The 16457-nt window shown below is 70.3% G+C and carries 10 protein-coding genes; all 10 read right to left on the bottom strand.

Annotation, left to right across the window (positions count from 1 at the left end; genetic code table 11):
• Positions 1-98 precede the first annotated feature (98 nt).
• Genes ASC55_RS13810 through ASC55_RS13765 form a run of 10 tightly spaced genes read right to left on the bottom strand, consistent with a single transcriptional unit; the run spans position 99 to position 16432 of the window.
• Positions 99-4610, bottom strand: coding sequence for an FtsK/SpoIIIE domain-containing protein (locus ASC55_RS13810; RefSeq protein ID WP_055876733.1), 4512 nt, complete (start codon positions 4608-4610; stop codon positions 99-101).
• A 43-nt stretch (positions 4611-4653) separates the two neighbouring features.
• Positions 4654-6042, bottom strand: a complete 1389-nt coding sequence (locus ASC55_RS13805; RefSeq protein ID WP_055876730.1) for an RDD family protein — start codon at positions 6040-6042, stop codon at positions 4654-4656.
• The gene (locus ASC55_RS13800; protein ID WP_055876727.1) at positions 6039-6776 is read right to left on the bottom strand and encodes a hypothetical protein; all 738 of its coding nucleotides are present in this window, start codon (positions 6774-6776) and stop codon (positions 6039-6041) included. Before ASC55_RS13800 ends, ASC55_RS13805 begins: the two co-directional genes overlap by 4 nt.
• The gene (locus ASC55_RS13795) at positions 6764-8392 is read right to left on the bottom strand and encodes a serine/threonine-protein kinase (protein WP_055876719.1); all 1629 of its coding nucleotides are present in this window, start codon (positions 8390-8392) and stop codon (positions 6764-6766) included. The genes ASC55_RS13800 and ASC55_RS13795 overlap by 13 nt, the downstream gene beginning before the upstream one ends.
• Entirely contained in the window at positions 8389-9690 is a 1302-nt protein-coding gene (locus ASC55_RS13790) for an FHA domain-containing protein (RefSeq protein ID WP_055876717.1), read from the bottom strand. The genes ASC55_RS13795 and ASC55_RS13790 overlap by 4 nt, the downstream gene beginning before the upstream one ends.
• Positions 9690-10505 carry a PP2C family protein-serine/threonine phosphatase gene (locus ASC55_RS13785; RefSeq protein WP_055876714.1) on the bottom strand — a complete coding sequence of 272 codons (816 nt, stop codon included), beginning with the start codon at positions 10503-10505 and terminating at the stop codon, positions 9690-9692. The genes ASC55_RS13790 and ASC55_RS13785 overlap by 1 nt, the downstream gene beginning before the upstream one ends.
• Positions 10502-11809 (bottom strand): RDD family protein, encoded by a 1308-nt coding sequence (locus ASC55_RS13780; RefSeq protein WP_055876711.1) that lies wholly within the window; start codon positions 11807-11809, stop codon positions 10502-10504. Before ASC55_RS13780 ends, ASC55_RS13785 begins: the two co-directional genes overlap by 4 nt.
• Entirely contained in the window at positions 11806-14202 is a 2397-nt protein-coding gene (locus ASC55_RS13775) for a transglutaminase family protein (RefSeq protein ID WP_055876708.1), read from the bottom strand. Before ASC55_RS13775 ends, ASC55_RS13780 begins: the two co-directional genes overlap by 4 nt.
• Positions 14199-15461 carry a DUF58 domain-containing protein gene (locus ASC55_RS13770; protein WP_055876705.1) on the bottom strand — a complete coding sequence of 421 codons (1263 nt, stop codon included), beginning with the start codon at positions 15459-15461 and terminating at the stop codon, positions 14199-14201. Before ASC55_RS13770 ends, ASC55_RS13775 begins: the two co-directional genes overlap by 4 nt.
• Positions 15461-16432: an AAA family ATPase gene (locus ASC55_RS13765; RefSeq protein WP_055869575.1), complete on the bottom strand. Its 972-nt coding sequence runs from the start codon at positions 16430-16432 to the stop codon at positions 15461-15463. Before ASC55_RS13765 ends, ASC55_RS13770 begins: the two co-directional genes overlap by 1 nt.
• Positions 16433-16457: the final 25 nt, after the last annotated feature.

Here is a 16457-nt window from a genome sequence, read left to right as displayed (position 1 = left end):
CGACTTCTGACCACTGCGTGCGCGTCGGCTCTCATCACGACCCTCCCCACCCTAAGGAGAACCGGCGGGTTCCACGATGGGCACAACTCCCCATCGGGTCATGCCTTCCTCTCCGCCTCCACCAACGGCAGCTGGACCGTGACCTGACGGCCCGCCTGCACGAAGATCCCTCGCCCCTCCGGGAAGTCCGTGCGCTTGACCTTCGGGAACGGCACTTTGAACACGGCATCGCCGTCGAAGGCATCCGGTTTGAGGATGATGCCCTTGCGGCCGGCCTTGAAGTCCGCGATGAAACCGAACCCGCTGGTCACCTGAGTCACGTCGGCGTCGCCGATGAGAAGGTGGTCGCTGCGGTTGATCGCCTGGAACAGAGCCTTCATCTCGCGCTCCGCCGGGCTGTCCGCGAACTGCGGGACATCCTCGACGACGACGAGCAGACGCACGCCCAACGTCTCGTCGGTGGCGATCTCGGTGATCTCCTTGGCCAGTTCCTTGGCGTCCTCCGGGGTCACCGCACTGCGGGTCCACTCGACGTAGTCCTTGAGCTGCGCCCGCCGCCCGCCGAAGTGGAAGAGCTTGATCTGCGGGTCGAGCCGACGCATCGAGGTGATGATGGCCTTGAGGGCGTTGGTCTTGCCCGACGAGGGCGGCCCCGCCACGACGAACGTGCCGACCGGATCGAAGTCGCGGGCGGCCAGAGTGTCCTCCGCGACGCCGAGCACCGGGAACTCGCCCAGTCGATCGGGCAGGTCGCGCACCGACAGGCGAGTGGGAAGTGCGCCGATCTCCGGCACCTCACGCGCCCCGGCTTCGCGCAGCGACTCGGCAAGCTTCTCGAGGAGCTTGGTCTGCTCCGCGACGTTCGGAGTCCCCCCGAGCGTCGCGATCTGGGTCTCCCGGCCGTCGACGATGGCACGACCAGGCGCCGAACGCTCGTCCAGCACGTCCTTGGGAGCGTTGAGCATCGCGTACCCGGATTCGTCGGAGAGCCGCAGAACCACGCGCCGCGACACGTTGGCGCTGACCGCGGTGGGCACGGAGCCCGAACGGTCGGCGCTCGCGATCACGTGCACGCCCAGCGGGCGCCCCTCCCCGAGGATGCGCATGAACGTCTGATAGAACGGCATGCGCGCGGTGGTGGACTCCCACTCGGTGCGGAACTGCGGGAAGCCGTCGATCAGGAGCAGGATGCGCGCCTCGTCCTTACCGGTGATCTCGCGGTACTCGGTCAGGCTGGAGGCATTGGCGGCGCTGAAGCGCTTTCCGCGGTCGTCGAGCACCTTGGCGAGCGAGCGGAGAACGCGCTGCACGCGCTCGGAATCGTCGCCCGAGATGATCGACCCGACATGCGGCAGCATCTCCAGGCTCTTGAGCGAGCCGGAACCGAAGTCGAGGCCGTACACCTCGACGTTCGAATGCGCGGAGTCGAACCCGGCGGCGATCGCGATCGTGCGCAGCACAGTCGACTTGCCCGATCCACTCGTGCCGTAGACGAGCAGCGACCCGTCCTTGTCGGGATGGAAGTAGGCCGGCTCCTGCAGCTGACGCTCCGGGACATCCATCTTGCCGAGCAGCACCTGTCCGTCGCCGAGCACCGGGAGGTCGCGCATGTCGACGGCGCCCTCCAGATCGTCGAGCCACGGGCGTCGGGGCGCCGGGATGCGCGCCTGTCGCGCCGCGTTCACGAGCGTCGCCACGATGCGCTTCTGGTCGTTGGGTCCGAGGTCTTCGTCGTGGGAGTCGGACTCCGGAGCCTGCTCGGCCTCCCAGGTCTGGATCGAGCCGAACCGGAGCTCGGCGACCTTGACCTCGGCGACCTGCACCTCATCGGTCGTCCACCCGCCCGCGTAGGCGGACTGGAAGGGCACGAGACGCCCGGGACCGGTCTTCGCGATACCGCGCCCGGGTAGCGACGGCGAGAACGTCGCCGCCACCGGATCATCGACGACGTCCTTGGAATCGGATTCGTCGGCCATACGCAGCGCGACGCGGAGGTTGGTGTTCGCGCGGAGGTTGTCCTTGATGACGCCGGCGGGGCGCTGCGTCGCCATGATCAGGTGGATGCCGAGGGAGCGACCGCGCTGAGCGATGTCGACGACACCGTCCACGAACTCCGGCACCTCTCCGGCGAGCGCGGCGAACTCGTCGATCACGAGCACCAGCGCGGGCGGGGTCTCCGGGTCGCGGCGCTTCTCGAGCTCGAGCAGGTCCTTCGCCTTCTTGCGGTTGAAGAGGTGCTCGCGGTGATGCAGCTCCGCGCGCAGGCTGGTGAGCGCACGCCGCACGAGGTGCGGGCTGAGGTCGGTGACGAGCCCCACCGTGTGCGGGAGGTCGACGCAGTCGGCGAAGGCGGAGCCGCCCTTGTAGTCGACGAAGAGGAATGTGACACGGTCAGGGCTGTGGGCGGCCGCCATGCCGAGCACCCACGCCTGCAGGAACTCGCTCTTGCCGGCACCGGTCGTGCCGCCGACGAGCGCATGCGGACCCTGTGTGCGCAGGTCGAGGGTCATCGCATCGGTCTGCGACTGGCCGATGATGGCGCGCAGGTTCCCGGCCTTCTTGAGACGGGACTGGGGCGCGCCGGAGCGGTCGATGATGGTGTTGTTCTGCCGCCAGCGGTCGATCACGGCGTTCGCATCCTCAGCGACCTCGTTCCCCACGAGCGAGAGGAAGCTGACCGAGTTCGGGATGTCGGAGGAATCCTCGATCACGGTGCTCGAATCGACGACCGGAGCCAGACGCTTCGCGAACATCATCATGTACGCGTGCGAGACGCCCTCTACCTGCACCCCGTGGTAGTCCACGCCGCTGCGGACGGTGCCGACCACGGCGTCGCCGAGTCCGGCGCTCACATCCACGAAGGTGCGGCACGCCGCGGGCAGCGCTTCGACGACCGGGGCGACGAAGAGGGCGTAGACGCCGACGTCGGCACCACGCTCAAGGATCTGGGTCAGGCGGGCCCGGTCCACGGGGGCGTCATTGGTCACGATGACCAGGATCGCGGTCTGCCCGGGGAACGTGGCGTCCTCGGCCGCGCGCTTGACGTCGGTGCCGTAGCGCATCGGATCCCAGTCGGCGCCGTACGGAGGACGCGCCGACTTCGACTCCCGCGAGCGACGCAGCACGATCTCCTCGAGACCGCTGAGCAGGGCCGTGCCGGTCGAGGCGGAGTCCGCGAGCGGCATCTCCTTGAACGGGTTGCGCTCGCTCGAGGTGTGCGGCAGCCACTTGAGCCAGTCGAGCTCGTTCGCCCACCCCGGCTCGGTGAGGGCGACCGTGACCAGTTCGTTCGGCGAGTGCGTTCCGAACAGCTGGACCGCGATGCCGCGCAGCGCATCGCTGGCGAGCGAGGTCGGCCCCGCGACACCGATGGACCCCACACTCTGCAGGGATTCCAGGATGGGTACGTCGGCGATCATCCGGTACCGCTCCTCGAGACGGTCGACACGTTCGACGTACTCGACGAGCGCCTCCGGAGTCTCGGTGCGCTTGATGCGGGTGCGCGCCTCGCTCTCGCACACCCCGAGCCGCATGGCGAGGAAGTTCCAGTGCTCCGGTCGGCGCGTCCACAGCAGGGGGCCGAGGCGCATCGCCTCGTCGAACACCACCGCGACGGCCGGCACCTCGTTCTGCCGCACCTCCCGCTCCTTCGGGTGCGAGTGGTAGAGCGTCTCCTCGAGTCGCTCGAACTGCTCCTCGAACGACTCCGCCTCCTTGCGCAGGCGCTGGCCGATGTTGGTCTTCTGCGAGATGAAGTTGCCGAACATCATCATCGGTGATGCGGCGGCGATCAACAGGGACGCGGGGCGCTGCGTGATGCTGAACATCGTGACGGCCAGCAGGATTGGCGCGACGAGCATGGGCCAGGGGAAGAGCCTCGACGGCTGGTCGCGCGGGTAGCGCGGTTCGTCCAGCTCCTGACCGGTGAAGCGTTCCTCGACCCGGGGGCTGCGGTTGAACATCAACGCTCCCCCGCGCTCGAGCACGGGGTCGCCCGACGCCGAACCGTCGAAGTCGCTGACCATGTGCACGACGAACTCGCAGTCGCCGAGCACGAACGTCTGACCGGGAATGACCCGGAGGCGTTGGACCAGACCGCCGTCCACGAGGATGCCGTTGGCCGAGTTCAGGTCGACCAGCTCGACGAACGTGGTCGCGACCTCGATCCTGGCGTGGCGCTTGGAGACGAGCGGATCGGCGATGGTGACATCGTTGGCGGCGTCTCGCCCGATCAGGAAGTGCCCGATGGGCAGCGGGAACTCCTGACCGGCGGCGGGTCCGGCGACGACCGTGAGCACCGCGGCAGGACGCGCACCGGCGCCTCCCGTCGAGGCCCGGTGGGGTCCGACGTTGACCACCTCGGCGAGGAATCCGGAGCCGATCGGTGCGTCACCCACGAGCAGGTCGGGGTTGAGCAGCGTGAGCTGCTCGCTGGTCGGCGGCGCCACGGAGAGGGTGAGCACATCGGCCGCTCCCGCCGCGATGCTGCGCGCCGGGTCGGTCGTGGCGATCTGTCGCGCGACATCGGCGATCGTCGCGGTCGAGTCCGCCATCACGACCACATCGGTCAGAGGTGCTGCAGGTCGACGCAGGGTCAGCTTGACTCTCATCGCTCGTCCTCACCGCGCCGAGGGCGCATCTCACTGCTCAGGGTCATACCCACTCCACCTGGAGGGACCTGTCGCCGAAGCGGACCGTGTCCCCGGTCTTCAGCTCGGCGGGGTGGCCGGCCGGCAGAGCGGTCTCGGCGCCGCCCCGCACGACCGCACTGCCGTTGGTCGACGCGCGGTCGACGACGAAGACGCCCCGTCGAGCGGGCATCACCGCGATGTGCGTCTTGGACACCGATCGCGTGTCGTCGACCACCGGCACCAGGAGCGCCTCGCCCTCGCCGGGAGCCGCGCTCGGGGACCGCCCGAACAGCGTCGTCCCGCGCACCTCGATGCGCTCCCCGGTGTCGAGCACCAGAATCGCGCGGACGCCCGCGGGAGCGACGACGGGCGCTGCCGGGGCGTCGGCCGGTGCCGGCGTCGCCGCAACAAGCCCAGCCGCTGGAACAGGCTCAGCCACCGGAACAGGCGGCATCGGCGAAGCCGCCGGAGGCGCCACGTACGCCGGGGCCGGGTCCGATGCCGGAGCAGGAGCCGGAGCCGGAGCCGGAGCCGGAGCCGGAGCCGGAGCCGGAGCGAACGATGCCGGACCCGGGGCTCCCGTCGCCAGCGACGGCGGCGTCGACGAGACCAAGGCCCCCGGAGCAGGAGCCTGCGCCGGCTCGACCGCCGGCCCCGACGCGGCGCGGTGCGCACCGATGACACCGCCGGAGAGACGCGCACTGGGGACGTACTCGGCCGGTGCATCGCGATGCACCGGCGTCGCCAGTGACGGCAGCGGGGCCTTCTCCTCGTGTTCGGGCGTCTTCACGCGCTTGCGCGCGATGCGCATGCGCTTCTGGTCGTAGGGGTTCAGTCCGCCGCGCACGTCGACGAACCAGGTCGCCGCGGCGAGGTCGAGCCAGCCGCGTCCTCGCCGCTCGATGTCGAAGAGCGGGGAGAGCATGATCACCAGCACCGGGCCGATGAGCGGCACGATGAACGAGGCGTAGGCGACGAGGTAGCGGACCACGGCGCCGCGCCAGAAGCCGGGGCGTTCGAGGGTGCGCACGTTCACGGAGCGGATCCCGCAGATCGCCTTGCCGAGCGTCACACCTTTGCGGCCGTGCAGCACGAGCTGGACCACGACGTAGGCGATCATCAGGCCTTGCGAGACGGCCGCCGCGACGATGAGCCACACCAGGTCACCGCGGGCGAAGAACTTCTCGGGGTCGAACTGCCCGGCCACCGCCTGGGCGAGAACCGGGGTGAGCGCGATGATGGCCGGGAGCGCGATGAGCACGGCCACCGTCCACTCGATCACCGCGGCGAGCACGCGCGCCCCGCGCCCTGCTGCCCGCAGGCCCAGCGACTCCGCATACGCGGGATCGGGACGCCCGTGCGCGTCGAGTCCTTCGACCTCCGGTGCGTGGTCGTCGATCTCCCAGATCACTCCTGCTCTCCCTCGACCTCATCGACGGTGTGCGCGGTGTCGAGAAGGGGCAGGTCGCTCTTGCCGACCAGGCGCGATGCGATCACGTGCTCGACGAGGCGCGCACGTCGGTTGGTCGCGAAGCTGCGCTGACCGCCGCGCATACCGGGCACACCGATCCGGTCGAACTTGTCGCACACGTTGTCGAGCTTGCGGTTGAACCGGGTGACGGTCCATCCGAGTCTCTCCGCCGCCTTCGCCGAGGTCGGGATCTCACTCATGCCGGTGCCGTCCCTGCGCAGCTGCGGCTCGGCCAGCGCGAGGATGAGGAGCTTCTGGCTGAGGGTCAACGGGACGTCGCCGATGGTGGAGGCGCCACCGTCGTCGTGCTCGCGCCTGGTCGCGCGGAACGCCGGCTCTGCCGCGTGCAGCGTGAGCTCGTACGTCGTCGGACCCGCGCTGAACACGACCGTGGTCGTCTCGAAGACCACGGGAAGACGTGCGCCGGGAGCAAGCCACGCCTGCACGCCGCCCGCCGAGTCGGTGACGGTCGCCGTGAGCCGCGTGCCGACGTTCGACAGCCACCACAGCCCGTCGGCGTCGGTGATCTCCAGGAAGTGGCGGTGCAGGAACAGGTTGTCGTCCAGCTCGAGGTCGCCCTCGCGCCCGACGATGAACCGTCCGCCCGGACGGACGGGGAAGTACTCCCCCGCGAACTCGACGGTCACTCCGCCTTCGCCACTCACTCGACGCACCCCCGCACGGTCTCGGACGCGCGACCGTCGTCACGTCGCAGCATCACGTCGATGCAGACGGTGCCCGCACCGGCGGTGACCGCCGCGGTCGGGTCCGGCGTCTGCTGCGGAGCGACCTCGCCGGAGACGACCACCGGCGTCCAGATGTACGAGTCGCCGTCGAGCGGGCTCGGGTTCGTCCAGGTGAAGACCACCTGATCGCCCTGCCGCGTGCCGGCGAGCTCGGTCACCTTCGGCACGACATCCGTTCCGACATCCTTCGGATCGACGGCCTCCGCCGTCTCTTGCGGTTCGGGAGCGATTCCCGCGACCAGGAGGTTCAGGCCGACGATCCCGCCGATCACGAGCACCACGCCCGCTGCGGCGAGCGCGATCCACAGGCCCTTGCGGCTGCGAGCCGGCTCGGCGGCGACCGGGGCAGGGGCGGGGGTGCCCGGAACCGACGGCGGCGGCACGGCGGCATCGGGCGCGACCACCATCGGTGCGCGGGCGATGGTCCGGTCATCGGCGCCCGGCGCCATCGGAGCGGCGGGAGCCGGGGTCGGCGCACGCAGCTGTGTCTGCTCGACGGACGATTCCTCGGCGACCGGCGCGTCGAAGCGCGGCATCCCCGGCAACATGGCCGGAGGGTCCTTCCGCTGCGTCGTCGCTGACGGACGGGTGAACGACGCCATGTCGGGATCGATGCTGACGATCTCCCGCACCCGGGTGAGACCGTCGCCGTCGTCATCCAGGTCTTCCGCGGGCGGGTGGTCGTCGACGATGTCGATCGGCGTCACCGAATGCGAGAGCTCGATCTGCACCTTCTGCAGCGCTCGCGCGAACGCCACCGCACTCGGGAAACGGTCGTCGGGGTTCTTCGCCATCGAGCGCTCGAGCAGCCGTTGCAGACTCTCCGGGGAGTCCGGCCGCTTCAGCGAGGGGAGCGCAGCGCGCTCGATGCGCTCGATGAGGTCGGCGCTGGAGTTGCGCTCTCCCGGTCGCTCGAACGGCGATCGTCCGGCGAGCAGTGTGTACAGCGTCGCCCCGAGTGCCCACACATCCGTGCGGGGTCCGCTCTGCGGCGGCTCGGCGAACGACTCAGGAGGCGACCACGGGATCGACATCCCCGACGCCTCACCGGTGGCCCCCGTCGTCGACGCGATGCCGAAGTCGGTGAGCGCCGGCCGGTTGTATTCGGTGACGAGGATGTTGGCGGGTTTGATGTCGCGATGCAGCACGCCGGCACGGTGGGCCGTCTCGACGGCGCCGGCCACCTGCACGCCGACCCGGAGTGCCTCGGCGACCGAGAACGGGTCCTTCCGTGCACGGAGCTGGAGGTTGGGCCGCGGGCAGTACTCCATCACGAGGTAGGGGCGGCCGTCGCCGGCGACCCCCGCCTGGTAGATCGTGACGATCGCGGGATGCGTGGACAGCATCGCCATGACGTTCGCCTCATCGGCGAACTCCTGCGCCGCACCGCTCGAGATGCGATCGGCGAGCAGGACCTTCACCGCGACTCGGCGCCGAGGCATCTCCTGCTCGTACAGGAAGACATCGGCGAAGCCACCGGTGCCCAGCGGCTCCACATACGTGAAGCCGGGGAGATCCGGCGGCGGTGAGGGGCGACGCGTCACGGGAGGTCCTCGAAGGCCACGGTGACGCCGTCGCCCAGGTCGACCACGTCGCCGGAGAGCACCAGCGTCTGCTCGCCGGGGTGCAGCCGCACGGGGTCGACCCCCGGACGCAGCAGAGTGGACCCGTTCGTGGTGTGCAGGTCGATGACCACGACGGTGTCGCCTTCGGGTCTGACCTCGAGGTGGCTGCGCGAGATGTCCTGCTGGGGGCTCTCGACCGCGATCAGGTGCGGAAGGTTCGCACCGCTCGCACGGGTCGACCGCGGACGGCGTCCGATGATCACGGTGCGGTCGAGGGCGGTCACCTGCCCCGTGGAGAGCCGGATACGACCGACGGACACCGTGGTCGGCGCCGGAGCGACCTCGAGCACCTCGGTCGGCGCGTCGTTCGCGACCGGCGGCTCCTGGCGGAGAGCACGGAGGTCTGCGGCCGAGATCGTCGCACCGTCATGGTCGCCCTCCACGACGACCGGGGCGACCGGTGCCGCCACCGGTGCCGCTGCGCCGACGGAATGCACGGTGGCTCCCCACAGCTGGTCGAAGTCGTCATCGACGGGCGGAGCGAGCGTCACCTCCGTCGGCGGCAGGAAGGCGTCGTCGATGACGGGGAGCGGCTCCTCCGGATCCGGCTCCACATCCGACTGCGGCTCGGGCTCCGGCTCCGGCTCCGGTGCCGCGACGGGCTCCGGGATCGGGACGACGACAGGCTCCGGTGCGGCGACAGGCTCCGGTGCAGCGACAGGCTCCGGCACCGCGACGGGCTCCGGCACCGCGACGGGCTCCGATGCGGGTGCGTCCGCTGCCGCGTCTCCGACGACCGGTGCCGGACCGAGCGCGGAGGTCAGCGGATCGGCGTCGCTCGGTTCGAGCTCGGCGCTCACCGCCGCGGCCCGCACGATGCCGCCCTGCACGGGCAGACCCACGGCGTCGGCGGGAGCCTCGACCGTGATGTCGATCTTCGTGGCACCGCCGAGGAATCGCTCGTTCCAGGTCGTGACCTCGGCACCCGAGAGCTCGAGCGACTCCGTCCCGGTCTCCACCTGCGCGGAGACCGCCCCCCGCAGGGCGATGCGCACATCGGCGCCTTCGGCGACGGCTGCGACGAACGACGGCAGCGATGTGAACGACCCGCCCGCGTGCGTGGTGAGCACGTCGACGACGGTCGCGAGGGTCTTGTCCTCCGGCAGACGCTCCCACAGCCGGGCGACGACATCGCCGGGGACGTCGGGCGGCAGGGCGACGAGCGCTCCCGGGATGACGATCAGGTACCACTGTCCCGGTCGGTAGATGGTCTGCATCAGCGAACCCCTCCTGCTGCGGCTTCTCGTGGACGTGTGTCCTGGTCGATGTCCGTATCGGTGGCCATGAGCGTCCCCGGACGTGAGGCGACGGAGACGGCGTCGATGACGAGGACCGTGATGTTGTCCCTGCCCCCTGCGCTGACAGCCTCGTCGATGAGCACGTCTGCGGCTCGCTGGGGGTCCGACTCGGCTTTCAGAACCTCGCGGATGCGCGCGTCCGGCACCTCGGAGGTGAGTCCGTCCGAGCACACCAGGATGCGGTCGCCCAGTTCGGCGGGGAACATCCAGTAGTCGGCGTCGCCGGTGCTGCTCGCCCCGATCGCGCGCGTGATGATGTTGCGGCGCCGATCGGAGACGGCGTCTTCGGTCGTGAGCTCACCCGACTCGATCAGTTCCTGCACCACGGAGTGGTCGACGCTGATCTGCTCGAGCTCGCCGTCGGCGAAACGGTAGGTGCGCGAGTCTCCGATGTTGAGCGCGAGCCAGTAGCCCATGCCGTCGACCGAGGCGATGACCACACCGCTCAACGTCGTGCCGGCACGGCCGTTGCCGGAGGTGGACAGCTCCTCCACGCTCTCCCTGGAGAGGGACAGTGCATGGCGCACATCGTCGAGGGCGAGAGAAGAGCGTCCGATGTACCGCGCGAACTCGGCGATCACCGCGGCGCTCGCGCGCTCCCCGGCCTCGTGCCCGCCCATCCCGTCGGCGACGACGAAGATCGGAGCGGCCGCGAGATGGGCGTCCTCATTCAGTGCACGCCGAAGACCCGGATGCGTCGCCGATCCGGTCGAGACGATGAGTCCCGGCCTCACGCGTATCCGCCGATCGTGACGATGCGGTCGCCGATCTCGATGGCATCGCCCAGACGCACCGGCACGCGCTGCCCGGCGGGGCAGGCGATCCGCTGGCCTTCGCGGACGATGGTCATGCCGTTCGTGGAGTGCCGATCCATCACCCAACCGCCCGAGGTCTCCGCCGCCGCCTCGAAGTGCGTCTTCGAGAGCGAGAGCGTCTCGTCGCGCACCGGCACGAGCGTCACTCCCTCTTCCGGTGCGGGGTTGCGGCCGAAGACCGTGCGTCGCGACACGGACACACGAGTGCCGTCGTCCCAGGTGAACACCAGACGGTGTCCGGGAACGCTGATCCTGGTGTCTTCGAGGTCGTCCTCATCGGCGGCGACCGGAGCACTCGGGGCGGCCGGAGCCGCGGACGCGAGCGGAGGTTCCGGGGTCGCGGGCGCAGCTGCGGGGGTCTCGACGGCGAGGGGCGTCGGCGGAACGGGCGGCGCCGGGCTGACGATCGGTGCTGCGACGGGAGGGGCCGCGACGGGAGGCGCCGGCTGCTGCTGGATCGTCGCGTCGAGTGCGGGCTCCAGCGACGGAGCGGGCCGTCCGGGCGCATCCTGTGTGATCCCGGGGACGAAGGCGATGAGCGATCCCGCTTCGGCGACCGGTGCCGCGGGTGCGGCCGGGCGCGGCGGGACGGAGGCCGGTGCCGCGGGTGCCGGAGGCACGACCGGGGTCGCGGCCACTGCCTCCGTCGGCTGCGGGAGCCCCGGGATCGCCGGTGCAGGTGCGGGTGCGGGCGTCGAGTTCGCCAAAGCCGTGGTCGGAGCAGGTACCGCCGGCGCCGCGGGCGATGCGGCGGCAGACCCGACGGGTGCGGGCACCTTGGCGTCCAGCATCAGGGAGCCGGCGACCTTGTCGTGCCAGCCCTGGAACCGTCCGGAGCCGTCGAAGAGCGGCGTGAAATACCCCACCACCACAGAGGCGGCGAGGCCGAAGATGATGTTGCGCAGCAGCGCACGCCCGAAGCCCAGCGGGCTCGCGTCGGCCGCAGAGACGAGCCGCAGTCCTTGGGCGCGCATGCCGATCGAGCCGTTGCCCGCCTGCATCACCGTGTAGACGACGAACCAGCCCAGGAGCACCAGGCTCACCACGGGACCGCCGACCAGCAAGACCCCGATGCTCCCTTCGATGCTGCCGGTGAGAGAGGCGGCGATGAGGAGTCCGCCGCCGAGCACGATCGCGAGCCCGCCGGCGATCAGGGCATCGATGATGTAGGCGACGGCGCGACGGGCGACGGGCGCGATCTGGTCGGGCGCGGGCTGCGTCATGGGGTCTCGCTCTCGGAGGACGGGGGCGTCGTGCTGTTCTTGATGGTGCCAGGTTCGCGGCGAACGCGCACGGCCGCAGCTTCCTTCAGATTCTGGAATCCGTTCGAGATCGCGGTGCCGCCGATCAGCGAGCGGACGCTCAGTCGTGCCTTGAGGCGCTTCCAGAAGCCGGCGTCCTTCCCGAGGCCACCGACGATGTCATCGACCTCCTGCCAGAAGGACTCGACGTCCGCCGGGCTCGGCTCCGCGGGGCCGAACACCTCGGAGTCCGCGCGCTCGGCGAGGGCCGTGACCTGCGGCACCGTGAGCGAGGACGCCACGACGGCGGCCTCCTCGATGCGGGTACCGCCGGGCGGGATGCGGGCGCCGTAGTCGACCGCGCGGTCGGTCAGCTCGTCCCATCCCCCGCTGATGCGGTCTGCGGTGCGTGCGGCGGCGCGACGCGAGCGACGCTTCGCGGCCTTCCAGGCGCCGATCACGATGAAGGGCGAGGCGAGCAGGGCGATCACCCCGAGGGAGATGCCGCCGATCACCAGGATCGCCCCGATGATGCCCGCGATGTTCAGGCTCTCGTCTTCGGCCTCGCGGTCGTCGGGCAGGGTGGGCGGCAGGTCGACGGGCTCCTGCGGCGGAGGCGGAGGCTGCAGCACCTGCGGCTTCGGGTCGACCCGGGGCTTGGTGTTCTGGTCGTTGGGCACCTGGTCTTCGGGCGGAGTCGGGTTGAAGCTCACCCATCCGATGCCCTCGAAGTTGACCTCGACCCAGGCGTGCACGTCGTCGCCGGTCGCGGCGAACACGGCCTCGCCCTCCCGCGTCTCGTCGGGGTAATAGCCCATGACCACGCGAGCGGGGATGTCGATCTGGCCCGCGAGCAGTGCCATGGCGACGGCGTACTGCTCATCGTCACCGATCATCTGCTCGCCGCCGATGAGAGTCGAGATGCGCTCGGCCGTGTGCCCGGCACGGGAGATGACCTCCCCCTCCAGGCCGTGACTGAAGAAGCCGTCTTTGGCGAGCAGGTTCTCAAGAGCGCGCACACGCTCGATCGGCGTCTCGGCTCCCGCGACGGTCTCGGCCGCGAGGGCGGTGAGCTCCTCCGGCACGTTGCTCGGCTTCGGCATCGCGACCTTGCCGAACGGCACCTCGGCGAGCTGCTCGTCGTCGGGCACGTTCGGCAGCACGGCATCCACCGTGTACTCGTCGCCCGTGGTCAGCTTCGTCGTGGCGACGGCCGTGCCCGTCTCGGTGTTCACGTAGGTGCCGCGGCGCAGCTGTTCGGCGTCGTCGCCCGAGAAGCTGATCTCGGACAGCTCTCCCGCGGTCGGCACCCACACCCCGCGATACTCGTCGATCTCGATCTTGAGCGTCACCGGGACGCCCTCGGCATCGGGCGACATGTTCGAACGCAGCGGCGTGAAGGCGCTCGACGAGGTGGGGCCACCGTCGGTGACGTTGTAGACCATGCCGTCGAACTGGTCCATGACGGCGGTGCGGACACGCGCGCCCTTGGGCAGACCCTGCACCGTGAAGAGGGTCTCATCCGCCTCGTCGCGCACGTTCTTGCGGAAGGCCTGCAACGGGCTCGGATAGTCCCGGATGTCGAACGGCGGGATGATCACATCGCGGAACACGTGCCGTGGCTGCGCCGGGTTCGCTATCGCGCTCGTGGCGACTCCGGCTCCTCCGGCGATGGCCAGCACGGCGACACCCGCGAGCAGGCGGCGGGTGCGCATGTGCGACGCCCGCGACGGATCGACCTCGCTCACGGAGACGGCGGTGTTCTGCGGTGCCCAGAGCTGGCGCAGCGCGAGCCACGACATGCTCACGACGGCGAAGACGAGTCCCTGCACGAGAGGGAACGCGGGTTCGGGCGTCCCGAGCGCGATCACCAGCATGAGCAGGACGCCGGCGGGGATCAGCGCCCAGGCCACCTGCGAGAGGCGCAGCGCGAGGGAGGCGGTCACGGTGGTGATCACGAGGGCCAGCAGGAACGGGACGACGAGATGTCCGTCGGCGGCCGCGACGGGGGCGACCGTGGTGAGCATCTGCTTCCAGGCGGTCACCGTGCCCAGCGCCAGCTTCTGCAGTGTCTCCAGTGTGGGGATGAATCCGAGGATCGAGGTCTGCGGCAGGGCGAAGGCGCCGCCGAACACGAAGTACGCGGCGACCGTGAGACCCGTGATGATCAGGATTCCCCAGCGGCGCCAGGTCGCGACGACCGCGATCGCGAGGCCGACCAGGATGCCGCCGGCGACGGCGGGCAGGAAGGACCCACCGGCGAACGTGGGCCAGAAGCCGATGAGCGCGGTGAGGACCAGGAGCGCCGTCGCTGTCAGGTCGAGGACCCAGCGGCGCAGGGGAAGATCGCCGAACGCGGCGGAGGATGCGGTCATGCGAGCACCTTCTGCAGGGCGAGCGGGATCTGTTCGAGTGCTCCGACCGTCACCACGTCGGCATCGCCGATGCGACGCAGAGCCGGGGCGGACGCGGTGGTGTCGGCGACGACCACGAGCACCCTGGCGCCGAACGGCAGGCGCGCACACGCGAGGCGGAGGTCGTCGGACTTCACGCGAGCCCCGCACACCAGCACGACCACGCTCGCCAGCGGCATGGTGGCCGACACGACGCCGGCGAGCTCGGCGATGCCGCCCTCCTTCGGCTTGCTGTTCTCGACGGCCGAGAGCGAGTCGAGCAGCTGCTTGCCGGTGCCGGCGGGCAGCTCCCGGCCCTGCACGCGCATGTCGACGCGCTGCGAGTCGCGGAGCGCGCGCAGGCCGATCGATCCCGCAGCCGAGACGCCGAGCTCGAAGTCGTCTTCGGTGGCGTAGTCGGCGAGCGAGCGCGAGAGACCGATCACGAAGTGCGAGCGCCGAGTCTCCTCGTACTGCCGCACCATCATCGTGCCGGTGCGGGCCGTCGAACGCCAGTGCACGTGACGCAGGTCATCGCCCGGCTGGTACTCCAGGAGAGCGTGGAAGGACACATCGTCGCGAGAGAGATCGGCGGCGGGCAGCCCCTCGAGGTCGCGCAGATAGCCGAGCGACTGGCCGTCGAACAGCACGGTGCGCGGATGCACGAAGAGGTCGACGGGATCATCCCGCCGGTGCGCCCGCTCGAACAGGCCGAGCGGGTCGCCGCGCACGACGCTGACCGGTCCTACCTTGACCACGCCGCGCTTCTGGGTGGGGATGGCGAAGAGCTCCTCCGCCTCCTCCCCCGGGGCGAGCCGCTGGATGCCGAACTCGCCGCGGCCGGAGCCGACCGGGAGCACGACGCGCGAGGGCAGGATCGCCCTGGTGCCGCGGTTGGCGAGGGTCAGGGCGCCGACAGCGCGCTCTCCCACGACAACGCGGGTGCGGGCGAGGTCGAGCGCCACGTCGTAGGCGGTGCGGCCGATGAGGAACAGCGCGCACAGGGCCACGGCGATCGCGATGACCACGGCCGCGATCGTGAACTCCGACCAGCCGGCGATCTGCCCGAGCACCCAGAAGCCGACGGCGAGGGCCATCAGCACCCAGGCCAGCGGACGAATCGCCGACGCGATCTTCCGGAGGCGCGTCAGGATGCGCGCGCCGATGACGGCCGCGATGTCACACCAACCGGCGTCGCGCTCCGTCTGCGGCGGCGATGCCTGAAGGGCCTCCGCGGTCATCAGGCCGCCACTCGGGCCTGGGGTGCCGCCACCGCATCGAGCACGCGGGCGATCACGGTGTCGCTGCTGGTGCCGGCGAACTCGGCCTCGGCGTCGAGCAGCAGACGGTGCTGCCACACCGGGCGGGCGAGAAGCTTGATGTCGTCGGGGAGCACGAAGTGGCGCCCCTGAGCGGCCGCCCACACCTTGGCCATGCGGACCATCGCGATCGCCCCGCGCACCGAGACACCGAGCCGGATGGCCCCGTCCTCGCGAGTGGCCTCGGCGAGCTCGGCCACATAGCGGAGCACGGCGGGCTCGACATGCACCGTCGCGGCGAGGTCGGCCATGTCGGCGACGGCGCTCGTCGTGATGATCGCGGACAGGCCGGCCGACGGGTTGCGGTCGGAGGCACCGGCGAGGATGCTCTCGGTCACGGCCAAGTCGGGGTAGCCGATCGACGTCTTGATCAGGAAGCGGTCGAGCTGGGCCTCGGGCAGCTTGTAGGTGCCCGCCTGCTCGATGGGGTTCTGCGTCGCGATCACGAGGAACGGACGCCCGGCCTCGTGCGTGACGCCGTCGACCGTGACCCGCGACTCCTCCATGACCTCGAGCAGCGCCGACTGGGTCTTCGGCGACGCACGGTTGATCTCGTCGGCGAGCACGATCGATGCGAAGATCGGCCCCTTGTGGAACTCGAAGCGGTGCGACTGCTGGTCGTAGATCGTCACACCGGTGACATCGGACGGCAGCAGGTCGGGCGTGAACTGGATGCGTGCGCTGGTGCCCTGCACGGTCGCGGCCAGCGCCTTGGCGAGGCTGGTCTTGCCCGTTCCCGGCGCATCCTCGAGGAGCACATGGCCCTCGGCGAGCATCGAGGCCAGCACGAGGCCGACGATCTCCTGCTTGCCCTGCACGGCCTTGTCGATGTTCTCGACGAGGCGCTGGAAAGTGCCCTGGAACCAGGCGGCCTGCTCGGGGGTCATTGTCATGAGTGTGTCGTTCCTTGTTCTTCGG

The sequence above is a fragment of the Microbacterium sp. Root322 genome, assembly GCF_001425645.1.
GTDB classification, from domain to species: domain Bacteria; phylum Actinomycetota; class Actinomycetes; order Actinomycetales; family Microbacteriaceae; genus Microbacterium; species Microbacterium maritypicum.
Note: the sequence above shows the minus strand (reverse complement) of the source record. Positions and strands in the feature narration are given on the sequence as shown.

Bases quoted from the DNA above. Each gene is read 5' to 3' on its own strand.
- ASC55_RS13810 (WP_055876733.1), bottom strand. From the start codon at position 4,610: ATGAGAGTCAAGCTGACCCTGCGTCGACCTGCAGCACCTCTGACCGAT.
- ASC55_RS13790 (WP_055876717.1), bottom strand. From the start codon at position 9,690: ATGCAGACCATCTACCGACCGGGACAGTGGTACCTGATCGTCATCCCG.
- ASC55_RS13780 (WP_055876711.1), bottom strand. From the start codon at position 11,809: ATGACGCAGCCCGCGCCCGACCAGATCGCGCCCGTCGCCCGTCGCGCC.
- ASC55_RS13775 (WP_055876708.1), bottom strand. From the start codon at position 14,202: ATGACCGCATCCTCCGCCGCGTTCGGCGATCTTCCCCTGCGCCGCTGG.
- ASC55_RS13770 (WP_055876705.1), bottom strand. From the start codon at position 15,461: ATGACCGCGGAGGCCCTTCAGGCATCGCCGCCGCAGACGGAGCGCGAC.
- ASC55_RS13765 (WP_055869575.1), bottom strand. From the start codon at position 16,432: ATGACAATGACCCCCGAGCAGGCCGCCTGGTTCCAGGGCACTTTCCAG.